This window comes from Janthinobacterium sp. GW460-12-1-14-LB5 (assembly GCF_059423585.1).
In genome coordinates this window covers 55,629-73,749 of record NZ_JBWKYD010000006.1, presented here as the reverse complement: position 1 = coordinate 73,749, position 18,121 = coordinate 55,629, and the positions used below count along the sequence as shown (strand labels likewise).

At 63.4% G+C, this 18,121-nt stretch carries 21 protein-coding genes; 11 read left to right on the top strand and 10 right to left on the bottom strand.

All coding sequences use genetic code 11. The features are described from left to right. Positions 1 to 44: 44 nt before the first annotated feature. Together AC07X6_RS07615 and AC07X6_RS07610 are read right to left on the bottom strand one after the other, a co-directional pair. Positions 45 to 899 (bottom strand): DUF3667 domain-containing protein, encoded by an 855-nt coding sequence (locus AC07X6_RS07615; protein ID WP_494790661.1) that lies wholly within the window; start codon positions 897 to 899, stop codon positions 45 to 47. A 139-nt stretch (positions 900 to 1,038) separates the two neighbouring features. Further along, complete coding sequence (locus tag AC07X6_RS07610; RefSeq protein WP_494790560.1) at positions 1,039 to 1,731, bottom strand: ArsR/SmtB family transcription factor; 693 nt, start codon at positions 1,729 to 1,731, stop codon at positions 1,039 to 1,041. Between the two features lie 76 nt (positions 1,732 to 1,807). Between AC07X6_RS07610 and AC07X6_RS07605 the strand changes: the two genes are divergently transcribed. Continuing rightward, the gene (locus AC07X6_RS07605; RefSeq protein WP_494790559.1) at positions 1,808 to 2,923 is read left to right on the top strand and encodes a cytochrome P450; all 1,116 of its coding nucleotides are present in this window, start codon (positions 1,808 to 1,810) and stop codon (positions 2,921 to 2,923) included. Continuing rightward, positions 2,920 to 3,267: an antibiotic biosynthesis monooxygenase family protein gene (locus AC07X6_RS07600; protein ID WP_230541502.1), complete on the top strand. Its 348-nt coding sequence runs from the start codon at positions 2,920 to 2,922 to the stop codon at positions 3,265 to 3,267. The genes AC07X6_RS07605 and AC07X6_RS07600 overlap by 4 nt, the downstream gene beginning before the upstream one ends. A 3-nt stretch (positions 3,268 to 3,270) precedes the next feature. Here the strand turns inward: AC07X6_RS07600 and AC07X6_RS07595 are convergent, their stop codons facing one another. Next, complete coding sequence (locus tag AC07X6_RS07595) at positions 3,271 to 3,723, bottom strand: hypothetical protein (RefSeq protein WP_230541501.1); 453 nt, start codon at positions 3,721 to 3,723, stop codon at positions 3,271 to 3,273. A gap of 179 nt (positions 3,724 to 3,902) precedes the next feature. Here AC07X6_RS07595 and AC07X6_RS07590 point away from each other — a divergent pair, with 179 nt between their 5' ends. Continuing rightward, positions 3,903 to 4,166, top strand: a complete 264-nt coding sequence (locus AC07X6_RS07590) for a hypothetical protein (protein ID WP_474294802.1) — start codon at positions 3,903 to 3,905, stop codon at positions 4,164 to 4,166. 27 nt (positions 4,167 to 4,193) lie between these two features. On the opposite strand, the gene AC07X6_RS07585 is transcribed toward AC07X6_RS07590, so the two are convergent. The 7 genes from AC07X6_RS07585 to AC07X6_RS07555 all read right to left on the bottom strand — a co-directional run bounded on the left by AC07X6_RS07585 (position 4,194) and on the right by AC07X6_RS07555 (position 10,387). Beyond that, positions 4,194 to 4,496 (bottom strand): hypothetical protein, encoded by a 303-nt coding sequence (locus AC07X6_RS07585; RefSeq protein WP_494790558.1) that lies wholly within the window; start codon positions 4,494 to 4,496, stop codon positions 4,194 to 4,196. Next, the gene (locus AC07X6_RS07580; protein ID WP_494790557.1) at positions 4,493 to 5,155 is read right to left on the bottom strand and encodes a hypothetical protein; all 663 of its coding nucleotides are present in this window, start codon (positions 5,153 to 5,155) and stop codon (positions 4,493 to 4,495) included. Before AC07X6_RS07580 ends, AC07X6_RS07585 begins: the two co-directional genes overlap by 4 nt. 88 nt (positions 5,156 to 5,243) lie before the next feature. Continuing rightward, positions 5,244 to 6,137 carry an RNA polymerase sigma factor RpoH gene (gene rpoH, locus AC07X6_RS07575; RefSeq protein ID WP_070222520.1) on the bottom strand — a complete coding sequence of 298 codons (894 nt, stop codon included), beginning with the start codon at positions 6,135 to 6,137 and terminating at the stop codon, positions 5,244 to 5,246. A 410-nt stretch (positions 6,138 to 6,547) separates the two neighbouring features. After that, positions 6,548 to 7,468 carry a permease-like cell division protein FtsX gene (gene ftsX / locus AC07X6_RS07570; protein WP_070222518.1) on the bottom strand — a complete coding sequence of 307 codons (921 nt, stop codon included), beginning with the start codon at positions 7,466 to 7,468 and terminating at the stop codon, positions 6,548 to 6,550. Then, positions 7,465 to 8,208, bottom strand: a complete 744-nt coding sequence (locus AC07X6_RS07565; RefSeq protein WP_070312921.1) for a cell division ATP-binding protein FtsE — start codon at positions 8,206 to 8,208, stop codon at positions 7,465 to 7,467. The genes ftsX and AC07X6_RS07565 overlap by 4 nt, the downstream gene beginning before the upstream one ends. 8 nt (positions 8,209 to 8,216) lie before the next feature. After that, positions 8,217 to 9,272 carry a signal recognition particle-docking protein FtsY gene (gene ftsY / locus AC07X6_RS07560; RefSeq protein WP_474294808.1) on the bottom strand — a complete coding sequence of 352 codons (1,056 nt, stop codon included), beginning with the start codon at positions 9,270 to 9,272 and terminating at the stop codon, positions 8,217 to 8,219. 164 nt (positions 9,273 to 9,436) lie between these two features. Then, complete coding sequence (locus AC07X6_RS07555) at positions 9,437 to 10,387, bottom strand: MerR family transcriptional regulator (protein WP_494790556.1); 951 nt, start codon at positions 10,385 to 10,387, stop codon at positions 9,437 to 9,439. Positions 10,388 to 10,580: 193 nt separating this feature from the next. Between AC07X6_RS07555 and AC07X6_RS07550 the strand changes: the two genes are divergently transcribed. From AC07X6_RS07550 to AC07X6_RS07515, 8 genes are read left to right on the top strand one after another with little or no spacing between them, the layout of a single operon-like run. Beyond that, positions 10,581 to 11,891 carry an NAD(P)/FAD-dependent oxidoreductase gene (locus AC07X6_RS07550; RefSeq protein WP_494790555.1) on the top strand — a complete coding sequence of 437 codons (1,311 nt, stop codon included), beginning with the start codon at positions 10,581 to 10,583 and terminating at the stop codon, positions 11,889 to 11,891. Next, positions 11,881 to 12,678, top strand: coding sequence for a DUF1365 domain-containing protein (locus AC07X6_RS07545; protein ID WP_494790554.1), 798 nt, complete (start codon positions 11,881 to 11,883; stop codon positions 12,676 to 12,678). The genes AC07X6_RS07550 and AC07X6_RS07545 overlap by 11 nt, the downstream gene beginning before the upstream one ends. Continuing rightward, positions 12,675 to 13,904: a class I SAM-dependent methyltransferase gene (locus AC07X6_RS07540; protein WP_494790553.1), complete on the top strand. Its 1,230-nt coding sequence runs from the start codon at positions 12,675 to 12,677 to the stop codon at positions 13,902 to 13,904. Before AC07X6_RS07545 ends, AC07X6_RS07540 begins: the two co-directional genes overlap by 4 nt. A 2-nt stretch (positions 13,905 to 13,906) precedes the next feature. Further along, a complete protein-coding gene (locus tag AC07X6_RS07535; protein ID WP_494790552.1) occupies positions 13,907 to 14,455 on the top strand; it encodes a chalcone isomerase family protein in 549 nt (182 codons plus the stop codon). After that, entirely contained in the window at positions 14,452 to 15,741 is a 1,290-nt protein-coding gene (locus tag AC07X6_RS07530) for an MFS transporter (RefSeq protein ID WP_494790551.1), read from the top strand. The genes AC07X6_RS07535 and AC07X6_RS07530 overlap by 4 nt, the downstream gene beginning before the upstream one ends. Then, positions 15,729 to 16,289 (top strand): DUF3833 domain-containing protein, encoded by a 561-nt coding sequence (locus AC07X6_RS07525; RefSeq protein WP_494790550.1) that lies wholly within the window; start codon positions 15,729 to 15,731, stop codon positions 16,287 to 16,289. The genes AC07X6_RS07530 and AC07X6_RS07525 overlap by 13 nt, the downstream gene beginning before the upstream one ends. Next, entirely contained in the window at positions 16,286 to 17,053 is a 768-nt protein-coding gene (locus tag AC07X6_RS07520) for an SDR family NAD(P)-dependent oxidoreductase (protein ID WP_494790549.1), read from the top strand. The genes AC07X6_RS07525 and AC07X6_RS07520 overlap by 4 nt, the downstream gene beginning before the upstream one ends. Continuing rightward, the gene (locus AC07X6_RS07515; protein ID WP_494790548.1) at positions 17,050 to 17,487 is read left to right on the top strand and encodes a nuclear transport factor 2 family protein; all 438 of its coding nucleotides are present in this window, start codon (positions 17,050 to 17,052) and stop codon (positions 17,485 to 17,487) included. Before AC07X6_RS07520 ends, AC07X6_RS07515 begins: the two co-directional genes overlap by 4 nt. Positions 17,488 to 18,121 lie beyond the last annotated feature (634 nt).

Sequence of the window (18,121 nt, the reverse complement as noted above, 5' to 3'; positions counted from 1 at the left end):
ATAGCCCGATACGGCGCCGCCGGAGCGCCCCTTAGTGGCCTAACTTAATGTCGCAACATCACGCCGATGGCGATGCAGGCCACGATCGCCAGGCCCATGGCGAGGCAGTAGGCTGCCATCAACAGAAGCCAGCGGCAGACGGTAGCGAGCTTGCCGCTTGGATACACGCGCCACATGGCCCACGGCAGATAGGCCAGCAGCCAGGCGCCGAGCGCAAGGCGGACAAGGTCGATGGGGATGAGGATCATCAGCGCCATCGTGATGAAGGCGAAGGCATTCGTATGCAGGGCGAACAGGAAATGCTCGCCATAGCGCCGTCCGCTGCCCAGGTAGAGGATTTTCAGGAACAGGGCGAACAGCGGCATCAGGCCAAACATGGCGTACGGCGCGTAATGGAAAAAGCTTTCCACCACGAGTTTTTGTTTCTCGGCCGTGGGCAGTTGCTCAAAGTCTTGCCATTGGCGCGGCAGGGTGGGCGTCTGGCCCAAAATGCTGACCTGCATAGGCGATGTCTTGCTTTCCGGAATTTGACGTGGGCCGTGGGCGCTTGCCTGGGCTTGCTGGTCGTGGACGGTGAGGAATACGTCGGGGCTGCTGAACTTGAGGATGGCAAAGAACAGGATGCTGAAGCTCAGGTAGACGCGCAGCGGTTCCACGTAGCGCACGCGGCGTCCCGCGATGTATTCATTGCTCAGTGCGCCAGGGCGGAACAGCAGCAGGGCCAGGGTACGCCATAGCTTGCCTTCGAGCGCCACATAATGCGCGACAAATTCATGCAGGAATTCGCGCGCGCTGGGTACGTGCAGGGTGGTGGACTGGCCGCAGGCGCTGCAGAAGTTGCCTGGCGCGTCGGTGTGGCAGTTATGGCAGGTACTGGCGGGACTGGTGCTGGACGACACTGTTTTCAAGATGGACTCTTTCCATGGCCGAAAGGGAAAAATGCACGCTCAAGGGCGCAGCCTATGATGAATGAAAACAATGATAAAAGGGCATTTTTCTCTCGATAGTTGCTTATGAGATACAAAATGCCTGTACCGTTCAGCGGCAGGCAAATGCGGCCAGCAGGCGCCGCTCCCCGCTTGGCGTGAGGCGCAGGGCGCGGCTGTCGAGTTCGCGCTCGGCCCAGCCCTGGCGCAGGGCCAGTTGCAGGACGGCGGCGCCCAGCGCGCCGCCCAGGTGGGCGCGCCTTTCGCTCCAGTCCAGGCAGGCACAGGCGAAGCGGCGGCGCTGGCGCTGCAGTTGCGGCACGTCGATGCCCAGGGCCGCCATGCCGGCCGTGCCCGCTTCCGACAGGCGATATTCTGCGCCATCGTCGAGCAGCCAGCCTTGCGCATGCAACTGGTCGTGCAGGGCGACGGCCACGGTGCCGGCCATGTGGTCGTAGCAGGTGCGCGCATGGCGCAAGCGGTCCGGCGTGGTGGGCGTAAAGGGCGTTGCGGCCACGCCGGCCACCACCAGCAGCGCTTCGAGGGCGTGGCCCACCTCCATGCTGGCCAGGCGGTAATAGCGGTGCTTGCCTTGCGCCAGCATGGACAGCAAGCCATCCTCGCGCAAGCGGCTCAGGTGGGCGCTGGCCGTCGAGGCGCCCACCTCGGCCAAGGTGGCCAATTCCGTGGCCGTGCGCGCATGGCCATCGAGCAGGCTGCACAGCATGCGCGCGCGCGCCGGTTCGGCGATGGCGCCGGCCAGTTGCGCCAGGCCCATGTCGGCCGAGGGAAGCTTGTCATCCATGATTCGTTCGTGGGCGAAGTGTTGTGGTGGAAGGGCCAGCATACTCGTGTCCCCACTTCACTGCAATGGAATGCGCATGCCGCTCGCCGACTTTGTTATCGATCCCGCCGACCCTTTTTCTGCCGTCACCCACGTGGCGCCGTACGGCTACTATCGCCGCCTGGCGGACGGCCCGCCCCTGCGCTTCGAGGCGCAGCTCGATTGCTGGCTGGCGACGGGCGTGGCCGGCGTGCAGGCCGTGCTGGCGCATCCCGCTTGCCGCGTGCGCCCGCCGGGCCAGGCCGTGCCGCAGAACCTGGCAGGCACGCCGTGCGGCGCGATTTTTGCCGAACTGGTGCGCATGAACGATGGCGAGCGGCATGCCGTGCCGAAACAGGTGCTGGCTCGGGCGCTGGGCCAGGCGGATTTGGCGCGCCTGCATGGACGGGTGGTGGATCTTGCCGGCGGCCGCGTTCCCGGCAGCGCCGCGCAGCTGAATGACGCGATGTTTGAATTGCCCCTGTTCGCCATGGCGGACTTGCTGGGCTTTGCGCCAGCGCAATGGCCGGCGCTGGCCGCCTGGACGCGCGCCTTTGTCGCCTGTTTGTCGCCGCTGAGCAATGGAGAACAATTGGCAGGCGCGCAGGAAGCGGCCGATGCCTTGCTGCAAGGTTTTACCACCTTGCTGCGTGAGGGCGACGCGCGGCCCGGCAGCGTGCTGCACGACATCGTGGCCGGGGCGGATGCCATGGGCGGCGGCATGCTGGCCAACCTCGTGGGCTTGCTGTCGCAGACCTGCGACGCCACGGCCGGTTTGCTGGGCAATGCCATCGTGGCCTTGCGTGCGCAACCGCAGTTGTTCGCGCAACTGCGCGCCGCCCCCGAGCGCTGGCCGGCCATGCTGGGCGAGGTCAGCCGGCATGATCCCGCCATCCACAACACGCGCCGCTACACGGCCGATGCCGTGGCATTGCACGGCGTGCGCATACCGGCCGGGCAGATGATCGTCGTCGTGCTGGCCAGCGCCGGCCATGCGGAGTTGGGTTTTGGCCATGGCCGCCACGCCTGTCCCGGGCAGTCCATCGCGCACACCATCGCCACGGCTTGCCTGCAGGCATGGGCCGGTGCATTGGAAGGCATGCCGCTGGCGTGGACCTATCTGCCGTCGCTGAACGCCCGCATTCCCGTGTTTGCGCAAGGAGACAACGCATGATTGCCGTGATTTTTGAAGTCTGGCCCAGCGCCGATGGCCGCCAGCAATATCTTGACCTGGCGGCCGCGCTGCGGCCCTTGCTCGATGAAGTGGACGGTTTCATTTCCATCGAACGTTTCAGCAGCCTGAGCGAGCCAGGCAAATTGCTGTCGCTGTCCTTCTTTCGCGACGAGGCGGCGCTGGCCCGGTGGCGGCAGCTCGAAGCGCACCGCGCGGCGCAGTCGGCCGGCCGGCACGGCGTGTTCGACGATTACCGGCTGCGCATCGCCGGCGTGGTGCGCGATTACGGCATGCTGGAGCGGCAGCAGGCGCCCGCCGACAGCCGCCAGCGCCACGATGCCTAGCGTTTAGCGGGGCAGCGCGCCCTGCGTAATTTTTACTTTGACCCGGTAGGTGGGCTCGGCCGCGTTGAGGGCCGGCGGCGTGGCCGGGTCGACGTCGAGCAGGGTGAACGTCAGGTGGTTGACGGTGACGGAACTGGCCGCGCCGGGCATGGATTCGGACAGCACGATGTCGGTAGCGCCAGCGCTGTTGAGCAAACTGAAACTGTAGCTGACGTAGCCTTTCCACACGCATACGGCGCCCTTGCGGCAGCGGCTGTCGTTGACGCGCTCGAGTTTCAGGGTATCGGTGGCCGTGATGGCCACCTGTTCGCCCGGCGACAGCACGTGGGTGACGCTGCGCGGCGTATTTTCCGCGTCGCCGGCGCTGCCGGCCGCGCCGCAGCCCGCCAGCACGGCCAGGCAGGCGAGGAACAGGGGGAGCAACCACGTTCGGTACGATTGATGTAGGTAATCCATGTTTTTCCTTTCAGTTGGAGCGTCCCCCCGCGTGGCGTGCACGCATGGGATGAAAATGATAATAACAAAATGATATTTTTCCGGCGCACCATTGGCGCGCTGCGGATGAATTGACGCGCCGGCCACGCGGCGCGCCGATTACTGCGTAGAATGGCTGTTTTGAAAATCAGGAAACAACCATGAAAAAAACCGACCTGGCCAAAAGCGATGCCAAGAAACTGATGGGAAAGATGAATGTTCCCGGCGCCGGTGCATTCGGTAAGGAAGCGGTGGTCGTCGACCGCCGCGAGCAGCGCAAGCGCGATCAGGCCCTGGGCCTGGTGCCATTCGCCGTCAAGCTGAACAGCGATCTGGTGTTGCAATTGCAGACCCTGGCCAAGGAACGCGGCGCGGATCTGAATGAATTGGTCGCCGAAGTCCTCGTCAAGGGCTTGGCTGCCTGAGCGACGGGCGTCCGTCACCCCCGTACATCAAACGGTTTTTGCCCGTTTCGTACGGGGTTTGTCCATTGCCGCGTCAAGACCGCTGGGCCTCACCGTCGCGTGCGGCGGCAACTTTTTAATGGCGTCGAGCAAACGCTTTTTTAGTGCATCCTTGGGCAGTCCGGGCACGGCCACGTTGAACTGCTCCGGTGACGTGCGCTTGAGCGCGGCGATGCGCGGTGCTCCTGCCGGCCGGCGGGTTTGCATCTCTGCGAGCCGAGCTTGTATCTCTTCCTCGGTTTTTGCCTGAAGAATCTCATTGAGATTGATGATTTTCTTGGTGGTATTCATATGATCACACCTTTTTCAGCCAGATACAGATGCAGTATATCCCAATGGGCACTCGCAGGCGCGAGGTCAAACTCGACCTGGCGTCCCCGTCCATGTCTGCGCCACCAGTCGACGCCTTCCGGCGTGCGCATCAAGTCGTGCAAGGTACGGGCCGAGCGCAGCGCAGGCGCGGTTTCACCGGCAAGCTGCGCGCGTTCGGCGGCGTCCAGGTCCGCCTGGAAGCCGGCCCTGGCCCACAGATACCAGCCGCTGAATTCATCGCCGACTTTCCCTGCCGCCAGAGCCTTGATTTTAGCGATACCCAGGCGTTGCGCTTCCCTTGCTTCGATCGCAAAACTTCGGATGGCGATGCCCAAGCCTCTGAACTCTTTCTTGATGACTAAAATATCGTTACTGACAAGCTGAAAGCCGTCCGCGCTTTGCTGTACCGTACGTTGCATCGTTTCAATAATATCGTCATGGGCAACTTCGATTTCAAGATCGCCGCCTGACGTGATGACGGGCAGCATGTAGCTGCCGTCGGGCGCTCCGGTCAGTTTTGCAAACGCGGCAGTATCGAGCACATGTCCATTTAACAAGAATTGACTTGGCGTGGTCTCGTGCAGGACACGTACTTGGCAATTAAATAATGCCGCGGTGAGTGCATCTCGCTTGCTCATCGTCACGCCCTTGAAGCCTAGCGTTCATAAAAAAAATGCCGCTTCGTGTGACGCAGCGGCATTTTGAGCTTCAGGCGGCAGGCGCCGCTCAGACATACGCCGCCAGGGCGCCCTTCATTTTTTTCAGCGCCGCCACTTCGATCTGGCGGATGCGCTCGGCCGATACGCCGAACTCTTCCGCCAGGGCGTGCAGGGTGGCGCCGGAACCATCGTCGTTGGCCAGCCAGCGCGCTTCGATGATGCGGCGCGAACGGGCGTCCAGCTTGGACAAGGCCGTTTCCAGCCCTTCCGATTGCAGGCGCGTCACTTGTTCCGCTTCCAGCACCTTGGTCGGTTCGCTTTGCTCCGACGACAGGTAGGCGATCGGCGAAAACTTGTCGTCTTCATCGTCGGTCGGCGATTCCAGGGCGATGTCGCGGCCGCTCAAGCGCGTTTCCATCTCGATCACTTCTTCGCGCTTCACGTCGAGCAGCTTGGCCAGCGCATCGATCTGTTTCGGCGTCATCGCGTCCAGGCCCGTCTTGTGGCTGCGCAGGTTGAAGAACAGCTTGCGCTGCGCCTTCGTCGTCGCGACCTTGACCAGGCGCCAGTTTTTCAGGATGTACTCATGCATCTCGGCTTTCACCCAGTGCATGGCGTACGACACCAGGCGCACGCCCTGGTCCGGATCGAAACGTTTCACGGCTTTCATCAAGCCGATATTGCCTTCCTGAATCAGGTCGGCGTGCGGCAAGCCATAGCCCAGATAGCCGCGGGCAATCGAGACCACCAGGCGCAGGTGCGACAGCACCAGCTCTTGCGCGGCGGCCAGGTCATTTTTTTCGCGCAGGCGTTTCGCCAGCGAAATTTCTTCGTCGTGGGTCAACATGGGCAGACGGTTCACGGCCGAAATATAGGCGTCAATATTGCCCAGATTGCCAGTGAACCCGAGGCCCAGCGCATTACTTTTGGTCGGAACCAATGCGGATGTTGCGGACATCATAGTCATGTTTTCTCCCTCGTAATCTTGCTTTGTTCCAGTTGGCCACGTCACACGACGTGGCCCGATTGTCTGTTCTGTTTTGCGTATTCGGTCTTGCACTTTGCAGACCGCGGCACCATCTTCATCTGGCGTCCATGGCGGTTCTGCTGTTGGTATGTCCCTATATTAGCACTCTCTGCCTGAGAGTGCCAATCGGCACATTTAATCGTCCTGATAGCCTAAATACTATGATGATTTAATGTTTGATAAATATGTCTGAACAGCGCTGCAGGCCGCTTTACGACAACATGGCTAGTCTACGGGCTCTGGCTGAAGCGAACCTTAAGAATACTTGCTAAATATCAAGATAACAGCAGATGGGGATGGCGAGGCGCATGGCGGCACCGCAGGCGCCGCCATGGAAGGGAAGGTCAGTTCAGGCGCGCCAGGTGGCGCTGCACGCAGAGGAAGGCGCCGATCAGACCGAGGCCGGCGCTGACGGCCAGCAAGCCGGCCATCGGCAGCGGCGCCAGCGGCACCAGCTGGAATTCGGACGCGTACAGGCGGGCAAACTCGGCAATCGCGGTATTGAGCGGCTGCAAGGCCAGCGCCACGGCGCCCAGCGCCAGCGCCCCCGCGCACAGGCCCAGCAGGGCGCCTGTGTAATAGAAGGGGCGGTGGATGAAGGTGTCGGTCGCGCCGATCAGTTTCGAGATGCTGATTTCATCGCGCTGCTGCATCACCTGCAGGCGGATGGTATTGAAGACCACGGCGATGACGGCCACGCCCAGGGTGATGGCCAGCAGCAGCAGCACCAGGCGCAGCACGCCCAGCAGGGCCGCCAGGCGCTTGACCCAGGCCGAATCGACTTGCGCCGATTCCACGCCGGGCAGATGGCGCAGCTGTTCCGCCACGGCATCGACATCCTGCGCCTCGCTGGCGCTGCTGAAGGCGTCGAGTTTCAGCACATAGCTGTCGGGCAAGGGATTGTCGCCCAGGGTGCTCAGCACGTCGGCCAGGCCGTTCTTGTTTTTCAGCGTGTCGAGCGCCTGTTCGCGCGGGATGAAGACGATCTTCGCCTTTTGCTCGCCGACGATCTTGCGCATGGCGCTGGCCAGGGCCACGGCTTGCTCGCGCGGCGTGTCGATCTTCAGGAAGACGCTGATTTCCGGGTCGACGGACATCTGTTCCGACATGGGGCGCACGTTGTCGAGCATGGTCAAGCCGGCGAACGGCAGCGACAGGGCGATAGCGACGACGAGCACGTTCAACAGGAAGCCGCCCGGCGACTTGCGCAAGTGAATCAGCGCCGAACCGAGCGCGAAGCGGTGTTGGCGGAACCAGCCTCTCATGCCTGCTCTCCCTGCGCGTCGTCCGCATCGGGGGAGGGGGCGAAATCAGGATCGGGCGGGGCGAACACGGGGGCCTGCGTGGCCTTGTCGATGGCGACCAGCTGGCCGTTCTTCAGGTGGATCACGCGGGCGGCGGCGTCGAGCATCTGTTCGTCATGGCTGGAAATGAGGCAGGTCACGCCCACCGAGTGAAACGCTTTGAGGGCGTCGAGCACCTTGTTGGCGCTGGCGCGGTCCAGGTTGGCCGTCGGTTCGTCGGCCAGGATGATCTGCGGCCGGTTGACGATGGCGCGCGCAATCGAGACGCGCTGCTGCTCGCCGCCCGACAGCGACAGCGGACGCGCCATGGCGCGGTCGAGCAGCCCGACTTTGTCGAGTGCGGCGCGTGCGCGCTGCTCGGCAGCAACTTTATGCGCACCGACGACGAGCAGCGGCAGCATGACGTTGGCCAGGATGGAGCGGTCGTTGAGTAATTTTTGCTGCTGGAAGATCAGGCCCATGTTGCGGCGCAGGAAGGGCACGCCGGCCGGCTTGATCTTCGCCATGTCCTGGCCGTTGACGATCAGCTTGCCCGACGTGGGGCGTTCCATGGCGGCAATCATTTTCAGCAGGGTGGACTTGCCGGCGCCGGACGGGCCGGCCAGGAAGACCAGCTCGCCTTTGGCAATACTGAGCGAAATGTCGCTGAGCGCCACGGCGTCGGGGGAGTATTGCTTGGAGACGTGCTGAAATTCAATCATGTATGGGCTTATCCGAGCAGCGCTTCGACAAATTCGGCAGCCACGAAGGGCTGCAAGTCTTCAATTTTCTCACCGATGCCGATGAAGTACACGGGCACGGGGCGCACGCGGGCGATCGCCGCCAGCACGCCGCCCTTGGCGGTACCGTCCAGCTTGGTGATCACCAGGCCGCTCAGCTGCAGGGCATCGTCGAAGGCCTTTACTTGCGTGAGGGCGTTCTGGCCCGTGTTGCCGTCGATGACGAGCAGGGTTTCATGCGGTGCGCCCTCCATGCCTTTGCCGATCACGCGCTTGATTTTCTTCAATTCTTCCATCAGGTGCAACTGCGTCGGCAAGCGGCCGGCCGTGTCGACCATGACCACGTCGATGCCGCGCGCCTTCGCCGATTGCACGGAATCGTAGGCCACGGCGGCCGGGTCGCCCGATTCCTGCGAAATCACGGTGACGTTGTTGCGCTCGCCCCAGACCATCAGCTGCTCGCGCGCGGCGGCGCGGAAGGTATCGCCCGCGGCCAGCAGCACGGACTGGTTATTCGACTGCATGTGCTTGGCCAGCTTGCCGATGGTGGTGGTCTTGCCGGCGCCATTCACGCCGGAAATCATCATCACCAGCGGCTTGTGGCGGCCCAGCTCGAAGCGCTTTTCCAGCGGGCTCAGCAGCTCGATCAGCAGCACTTTCAGCGCGGCCTTGACGGCGGCCGCGTCGAGCAGCTTGTCTTCCTTGACCTTTTTCTTCAATTCCGTGAGCAGGAATTCCGTGGCGTCGATGCCCGCGTCGGACATCAGCAGCGCCGCTTCCAGTTCTTCGTACAGGGCGTCGTCGATCTTCGCGCCGACGAACAGCACGGACAGGGTGTTCGAGGTTTTCGACAGGCCCGCCTTCAGGCGCGTCATCCACGATTTTTTCTCGGGTTCGGCGGCCACGATCACGGGCACGAGCTCGGCCGGTGCGCCGCTCAGGGGCGTAGCGGCAGGCTGCGGTGCGGGCGGCGTGGCGGGAAGGGCGAGGGGCTCGGCTGGCGCAGCCTCGGGAGCGATGGGTTTTTTCTTGAAGAAACTAAACATGGATGTGTGGTGGCGGGTGCTGACCTAAGGCCCGGCGGCGCCGGACACTGTGTTACGGGCTATTCTACCAGAGCGCGCGCGGCCCTTCATGCTTTACTGTTCGATTGGCAACATTGCGCGGCTATCCACGGAGATCGCCGCAGTTGCCGCGCTTTCCAGCCGGATCAATGGGTTTGCAGGGCCAGCGCCTGATGGCGGCGGCGCCAGTCGGCGATGCTTTCGTCGACTTGCCGCAAGTCCAGCACGTGCAGAAAGGAGGGCGGCTGCTTGTACAGCACGGGACTGCGTCCGCCAGCCCACAATTCCATGCTTGCTGGCAAGCTTGCATGCAACTGCTGCAGGCTGTCGCGCGTTTGCCGCTGCTTGCTGGCGCTGGAAAACGACAGCGCCACGATGTCGGCCCGCTGCGCGCGGGCAGCCGCGACGATGTCCGTCAGCGGCGTTTCCACTCCCAGCGACATGCAATGGGCGCCGGCCGCCGCGCATAGCGCCTCGGCCATCAGCAGCCCCAGGCCATGGCGCTCCTGCGGCAAGGTACTGAGGACGATGCGCGGCGTGCGCGTGGACGGGCTGCTTGCTTGCGGCAGGGAAAAAATGGCGTGGCGCATTACCGTCTGCAAGGTTTCGCTATACAGATGCTCTTCATACACGGCCAGGTCGCCGCAAGCCCACGCTTCGCCCACCATGCCCGTCAGGGGCGCGATGACGTCGATGGTGAAGCTTTTCAAGCCCAGCACGGCCAGCGCCTGGCGCAGGGCCTCGCCCAGTTCCGCCATCTGGTGGCCGCGGCACAGGGCCAGGTAATGCGCCAGCTGCGGTTGCGGCGCGGGCGGCGCCGCGCTGCCGGCGCTGGCCAGTTGCTGCAGTTGTACAGTGCTGTGCTGCATGATTTTGCCCGGACGAAATCCGAGATCCAGCAGGCGCTTGACCATGCGCAATTTTTGCACTTGCTCGGCCGGGTAGCTGCGTTCGCCGAAGGCGTCGCGCTGGGGCTGGGGAAAGGCGTAGCGGCGCTCCCAGACACGCAAGGTTTCCTTGGCCAGCCCCGTATCGCGCTCGACGTCGCTGATGCTGAAGGCGGTAGGGAGGGGCAGTGCTTGCAGGTCAGTATCCATACCAGGTTTTTTGCTCGCTTGCGGAAGAACGTGGCATGCATTTTACGCCTTCCGCCGCCCCGGGGCCAAATAGCTGAATCCGATTGGAAATGGTCCGCGTATAAGTTTCTGAGCGGCTCGCGCCCTCATTGACATAAATCAATATTTGATTGAATATTGATTTGTCCTGGACAAACTTGATACGGATACTGTTATGAAAATCGCTGTCGTCGGAGCGGGAATTGCCGGTTTGTCGTGTGCCTATCGCCTGGCGCAGGCGGGCCAGGATGTCACCTTGTACGAGGCGGGCGACTACTTTGGCGGCCACAGCCATACTGTCGATGTCACGCTCGATGGCGTCACGCATGGCGTCGACACGGGTTTTCTTGTTTTCAACCACGCCACCTATCCGCACCTGGTGCAACTGTTTGACGAACTCGGTGTCGAGGCGGCCGACAGCGACATGTCGTTTTCCGTGAAGATGCCGCTGGGCACCTCGTCCGGCGCCCGCGTGCTGGAATGGGCGGGCGCCAATCTGGATACCGTGTTTGCCCAGCGCGGCAATCTGCTGCGCCCCGCCTTCCTGCGCATGCTGCGCGACATCCTGCGTTTCAACCGGCAAGCCAGCGCGCTGGCGACGGCCAGCGTGCCGGCGCCGGCCATGCCGCTGGGCGAGTTCCTCGACCTGCACGGCTATGGCGACGAGTTCCGCCACTGGTATCTGCTCCCGATGGCCGCCTGCATCTGGTCGTGCCCGGCGCGCCAGATGCTGGCCTTTCCGCTGGCCACCTTCATCCGTTTCTGCCACAACCACGGCTTGCTGCAAGTGAGCGACCGGCCCCAGTGGCGCACGGTGCGGGGCGGCGCGCGCGTGTACGTGGAAAAACTGCTGGCGGGCATCCCGCAGCAGCGCCTGGCGTGCCCCGTGCTGGCCGTGCGCCGCCAAGCCCACGGCGGCGCGCGCATGATCGAACTGCACACGGCCGCCGGCGTCGAACATGCCGACCACGTGGTGTTGGCCTGCCACAGCGACCAGTCGCTGGCCCTGCTGGCGGACATCCGCGACGACGAACGCGGCGTGCTCGAAGCCGTGCGCTACCAGCCGAACCGGGCAGTGCTGCATACGGATGCGTCCTGCCTGCCGCGGCGCCGCCGCGCCTGGTCGGCCTGGAATTACCAGGGCAGGCCGGCCGCGCAAGGCGAGGCGCCGCAAGTGTGCGTGCACTATTTGCTGAACCAGTTGCAGCCCTTGCCCTTCAATACGCCCGTCCTCGTTTCGCTCAATCCGCTCGACGAACCCGATCCGGCCAAGGTGATCGACGAGTTTTCCTACGCGCATCCCGTGTTCGATGGCGCGGCCATTGCCGCCCAGGCGCGCCTGGCCGCTTTCCAGGGCGCGCAGCACACGTGGTTTGCGGGCGCCTGGACGGGCTATGGTTTCCATGAAGACGGCTTGAAGTCGGGCCTGGCGGTGGCCGAAGCGCTGAACGGCATGGCGGCGGCGGAGCTCGGCCATGCCGCGTGATCGCACTCAGCCGTCCCAGCCGCAGCCCCAGCTGTGCCTGGGGCGGGTGCGCCATGCGCGCCTGCGCCCGCGCGTGCATGCCTTTGCTTACGGCATGTTTTATCTGCGCCTGCCCTTGCGCAGCATGGGGATGCAGGATTTCCCGGCACGCCTGATTTCGCGCAATGGCGCCAATCTGCTGTCCTTCCGCGACGGCGACCATGGTGACGGAACCACGCCGCTGCTGGACTGGATCGACGGCTTGCTGCGCCAGCACGGCGTGGTCGATGCCGGCGGCGAAATCTGGCTGCAAACCATGCCGCGCATGTTCGGCTACGTCTTCAATCCCGTCAGCTTCTGGTTTTGCCACCGCCCGGATGGCTCCTTGCGGGCCGTGGTCTGCGACGTGCGCAATACCTTCGGCGAGCGCCACCTGTACCTGCTCGAGCAGGGCGGGCCCATCGCCTATGGCAGCGAATTGCAAGCCAGCAAAATTTTCCATGTGTCGCCATTTTGCAAGGTGGAAGGCCATTACCGCTTCCGTTTCCTGCGCAACAGCGAGCAGGGCGGCGAGCGCCACCTGGCCCGGGTCGATTACGACGACCTCGACGGCCCATTGCTCCAGACGAGCTTGTCCGGCACGGCGCAGCCCTTGCGCGATGGCGCCATCGCCTGGGCCTTGCTGCGCTACCCCCTGATGACGTTCGGCGTGATGGCGCGCATCCATTGGCAAGCCTTGCGCCTGTGGCTGCGCCGCGTGCCGTTTTTCAGCAAACCCCTTCCCCCACAAGAAAAGGTGTCCCGATGAGTTCCGATTCCCTGCCGACCGGCTTGCATGCGCGCAGCAGCGTATGCCCCGTGCATCTGGACATGCCCGCCAGCGCGCGCATGATCGTGCGCCTGCTGCAAAAACTGCAATATGGCGCCCTGCGTCTGCGCACGCCGGACGGCAGCGTCTTGCTGTACGGCGACGGCAGCCAGCCCGTCACCCTGGACTTGCACAACTGGCGCCTGTGTTCCGCCGTGCTGCGCTCGGGCGACATCGGCTTCGCGGAAACGTTTATCGCCGGCGACTGGCGCACGGACAATTTGCCGGGCCTGATCGAATTGATGATACGCAACCGCGCACAGATCGAATCCTTGATCTACGGCAACTGGTGGGGCAACCTCTTATATAGAGTGCGCCATCTGCTGCACCGCAATTCGCGCGCCGGCAGCAAGAAGAATATCCACGCCCATTACGACATCGGCAACGCCTTCTATCAGCTGTGGCTGGACCCGTCGATGACGTATTCGAGCGCCCTGTTTACCGAAGGCGCCGGCCTGGAGCAGGCGCAAGTAGCCAAATACCGGCGCATCGCGGACCAGCTGCAGCTGCAGCCAGGCGCCAAGGTGCTGGAAATCGGCTGCGGCTGGGGCGGTTTCGCGGAAACGGCGGCGCGCAGCTATGGCGCCCATGTGACGGGCTTGACCTTGTCGACCGAGCAACTGGCGTATGCGCGCCAGCGCCTGCGGGATGCGGGGCTGGCGGCGCAGGCCGACTTGCAGCTGTGCGATTACCGCGACAGCCATGGCCAGTACGACGCCATCGCCTCGATCGAAATGTTCGAAGCCGTGGGGCAAAGCTACTGGCCCGGCTATTTCGCCTGCGTGGCGCGCAACCTGAAGCGGGGCGGACGCGCCTGCATCCAGACCATCGTCATCGCCGATGACTTGTTCGAGCGCTACAGCAAGAGCACGGATTTCATCCAGCAATACATCTTCCCGGGCGGCATGCTGCCGTCACCGATGGAATTTCGCCGCGCCGCCGAGGCGCAGGGCTTGCGCGTGGTGGACGCCTTCCGCTTTGGCCTCGATTACGCGGAAACCCTGCGCCAGTGGCGCGCCAGCTTCCTGGCCCGGCGCACGGCGCTGGAAAGGCAGGGTTTCGATGGCCGTTTCCTGCTGACCTGGGAGTTTTACCTCGCATACTGCGAGGCCGCCTTCCAGGCGCACAACACGGATGTGATGCAATTTACCCTGATCAAGGACTGACCATGCGCCGCTGGCTTGCCATTATCGTGTTGTCGTTGAGCATATCCAGTGCCGCGGCCGCGCCGCCGGACTTTGTCGCCGCCGACGTGCCCGAGGCCCGGCTGGCGGGCGAGGGCGAATACACGTGGTTCGGCATGCGTATTTATCGGGCACAACTGTGGGTAGGACCGCAGGGCTACCAGGGCGCGGCGTCGGCAACGGCGCCGTTTGCGCTGGAATTGCGCTACGCGCGTTCGCTCGACGGCAAGAAGATCGCCGAGGCCAGCTATGAACAGATGCAGAAAATCGGCGCCGGCACGCCGGAGCAGCGCCTGGCCTGGCTGTCCACCATGCAGCGTATCTTTCCTGACGTCAAGGAGGACCAGCGCATCGCGGGCGTCTACCGGGCCGGCATCGCGCCCGGCGTGCGCTTTTATCTCGATGGCAAGGTGCTGGCCGATGTGAGCGATGGCGATTTCGCGCGCGCGTTTTTTGCCATCTGGCTGTCGCCCGAGTCGACGGCGCCCAAGCTGCGCGCGGCCTTGCTGCAGAGTGCGGCGCCGCTGCCATGAACGCCGGGGCCAGCGCGTTGACCTTGCCCGCCCTGTTCAGCTATGGCTTGTTCGGCTTGCCGCTGGCCATGCTGGCGCTGCCCATCTATATCTATGTGGCGCCGTTTTATGCGCAGCGCAGCAGTCTTGACCTGGCGCAGATCGGCGCCGTGCTGCTGGCGGCCCGCATCGCCGCCGCTTTCATCGATCCGGCCCTGGGGGCCTGGATGGCGCGTGGCGGGCGCAGCTATGCCGTGTATGTCGGCGCCGCGCTGCCCTTGCTGCTGCTGGGCTTTGGCGCCCTGTTTCATCCGCCCGCCATGCAGGAAGCGGCCACCCTGGCCTGGTTTTTGGCCGCCTTGCTGCTCGTCTACGCCGCCTATGGCCTGGCCGGCATCGCGCACCAGAGCTGGGGCGCGGCCCTGAGCCAGGCGCCCACGCAGCGGGCGCGCGTGGCGGCCGTGCGCGAAGGCTGCGGCTTGCTTGGCGTGATCCTGGCGGCCGGGCTGACTTCCGTGCTTGGCTATGACGGTTTGTCGCTGGCCTTTGCCGCCTGCCTGCTGGCGGCGGGCGCGCTGCTGCTGGCGCGCGCGCCGCGTCCGGCCTTGTCCGCCGTCACGGCGGCAGCGTCCCGTGGCGGCTGGCGGCTGCCATTGCGCCAGCGCGCGTTCCGCTGGCTGTTCGCTGTTTTGCTCGTCAATGGCGTGGCCGCCGCCATCCCCGCCACCCTGTTCCTGTTCTTTGCCGGCGATTATCTGCGCCTGGGCCACTACGCTGGCCCCTTCCTGATCGTCTACTTTTGCGCGGCGGCCGCCTCGATGCCCGTGTGGGTAGCCCTGGCGCGCCGCTTTGGCGAGGCGCGCGCCTGGGGTGGCGCCATGCTGCTGGCCGCCAGTGTGTTTGTCTGGGCGTATGGCCTGGGCGCGGGCGCCGTCTGGGGTTTTGCCGCCATCTGCCTGCTGTCGGGCCTGGCGCTGGGTGCGGACCTGGCCTTGCCGCCGGCCTTGCTGGCGGGGCTGATCGGCGCGGCTGGCCATGCCGGGCGGCATGAAGCGGCGTATTTCGGCTGGTGGAACTGGGGCGTGCAAATGAGCCTGGCGCTGGCGGCCGGCATCGCCTTGCCCCTGCTGGCATGGCTTGGCTATGTGCCCGGGAGGAGCTGCGGCTTGCCGGCCCTGTCCGCCGCGTACGCCTTGCTGCCCTGCATATTGAAACTGCTGGCGGCGCTGCTGCTGTGGCGCGCGCCCCTGCAACATATATATAGCGAACATAGCGAACATCGGGAGAATCACGCATGCGCCTCATGACATTGTATACACGCGGCATGACGGCGGCGGCCTTGCTGCTGGCGCTGGCCGCCTGCTCCACGCCGCCCCTGCCTGTCATGTACGCGCAGGAATTGCCGAAACTGGACTTGCAGCAGTATTTCAACGGCACGCTGGACGCCCACGGCATCTTCCAGGACCGCTCCGGCAAGGTCGTGAAACGCTTCACGGTGGTGATGCGCGCCAGCTGGGCGGGCGAGACGGGCACGCTGGACGAAGATTTCACGTATGCCGACGGCAGCAGGCAGCGCCGCGTGTGGACCCTGCGCAAGACGGCGCCCGGACGCTTCATCGGCACGGCGCCCGACGTCATCGGGGAAGCTGTCGGCGAAGTGGCCGGCAATGCGCTGCGCTGGCAATACGTGCTGGCCTTGCCCGTCGATGGCACCGTGTATCACGTCGACTTCGAGGATTGGATGTTCCTGATGGATGACAAGGTCATGCTCAACCGCGCCGCCATGAGCAAGTTCGGTTTCAGCCTGGGCGCCGTCACTTTATCGTTCAGCAAACGCCCGCAGGCGGCCCCATGAATCGCAAGATCACCAGCTGGGCCGGCAAGCGCGTGTGGATCATCGGTGCGTCCAGCGGCATCGGCGCCGCCTGCGCCACCTTGCTGCTGCAGCAGGGCGCCTGCGTGGCCCTGTCGGCCCGCCATCGCGCCAGCCTGGAGCAGCTGTGCGAGGGACAGCCGCTGGCGCAGGCCTTGCCGCTCGATATCACTCAGCCCGCGCAAGTGCGGGCCGCGTGCGCCGAACTCATGCAGCAGTGGCCGCACGTCGACCTGATCCTGGTGGTGGCTGGCGGCTATCAAGCCATGCGCGCCGATAGTTTTGACCTGGAGGCGGCCCAGGGCTTGCTGGCCCTGAATGTGGGCGGCGTCTTCCATTGCCTGGAACAAGCCTTGCCGTGGCTGTTGCGCCAGGGCAGTGGCGGCATCGGCATCGTTGCTTCGGTGGCCGGCTATGGCGGCTTGCCCAAGGCGCTCGCGTATGGCGCCAGCAAGGCGGCGCTGATCAACCTGACGGAGTCGCTGTACCTGGATTTGCATCCACGCGGCATCGGCGTGTATCAGATCAACCCGGGTTTTGTCGCCACGCCCTTGACGGCAGACAACGATTTCACCATGCCGGCCCTGATGACGGCGCAGGATGCGGCCGCCGCCATGCTCGACGGCATTGAGCGGGGCCAGTTCCACATCCATTTCCCCAAACGCTTCACGAATACCATGCGCCTGGCACGGCTGTTGCCGTACCGCGCCTATTTTTGGCTGATCCGCAAGGTGACGGGACTATGAGCGCAAGCATGGATGGCCCGCTGGCGCGCCTGGTGGCGTTTTACGAACACCTGAGCATCGAAAACCTGGCGCAGCTGGGCGCCGTGTATGCGCCGGACGCTCTTTTCAAGGACCCGTTCAATGAGGTGGCGGGCCATGCCGCCATCCTCGCCATCTTCGAGCATATGTTCGTGCAAGTCGATGCGCCCCGGTTTGTCGTGCTGGAAAGTATGGGGCAGGGGCAGCAAGCCTTCCTGACGTGGGAGTTTCGCTTTCGCATGAAACGCCTGGTATCTGGCGAACAATGTATTCGTGGCGCAACACATGTGCGTTTCGATGCGCTGGGACGGGTGGTCTTGCACCGCGATTATTGGGATGTCGCGGAAGAATTGTATGAAAAGCTGCCTTTGCTGGGCCCTTTCATGCGCATGCTGCGGCGCGCAGGCCAGCGTTAAGCTGTTTCTTGATGCTTTTAAGCAAAAAATGTGAAAAAGAAAAAGTAAATTGTGTGGAATGGGGCTGCGGAAAACTTGATTTCGGTCAATGTGTCGTTTTTTTGACACAAATATGTCAAAATATTGAGAAGGCAACATTGTAAGAAATTGTTTCAACTGATGTGCAATTTGCAAGCAAGAGTCGTCCTCATCCGTTCAAATCGGCGCGCTGTGGCGTTGACTGGAAAACATGGAAAACATTTCTATGTGAGCAATTTAAATTACCGGAAAGTCAGTAATTGTGTTGATACTCTGCCTATTTTTCTGATTCTTGCGCCGACGTCGGAATTGGCGCCTACGCCCCTGAATAATGCGGCAACGCACCAAAACAGGGCGCAAAATTTCCCGTTTTTGTGCGTCCGGCAGCAAACATTGGCGATGCCGTGTATGCTTCGTCCCGTTTATCCATTATCACCTTACAAATTGCACGCTTTGTCGTGTAAGTCGTGGACGGTAAATGATGGGTGAAGCATGTTGACGTTTTCATCATGCGCCTGATACTGTTGCACTAATACAACGGGTGTCGACTAGGCATGCGCTATGATGGAATGGTCAATCAGGCCAATGCATTGGTTGGCAAGGGGCACTGGCTCTG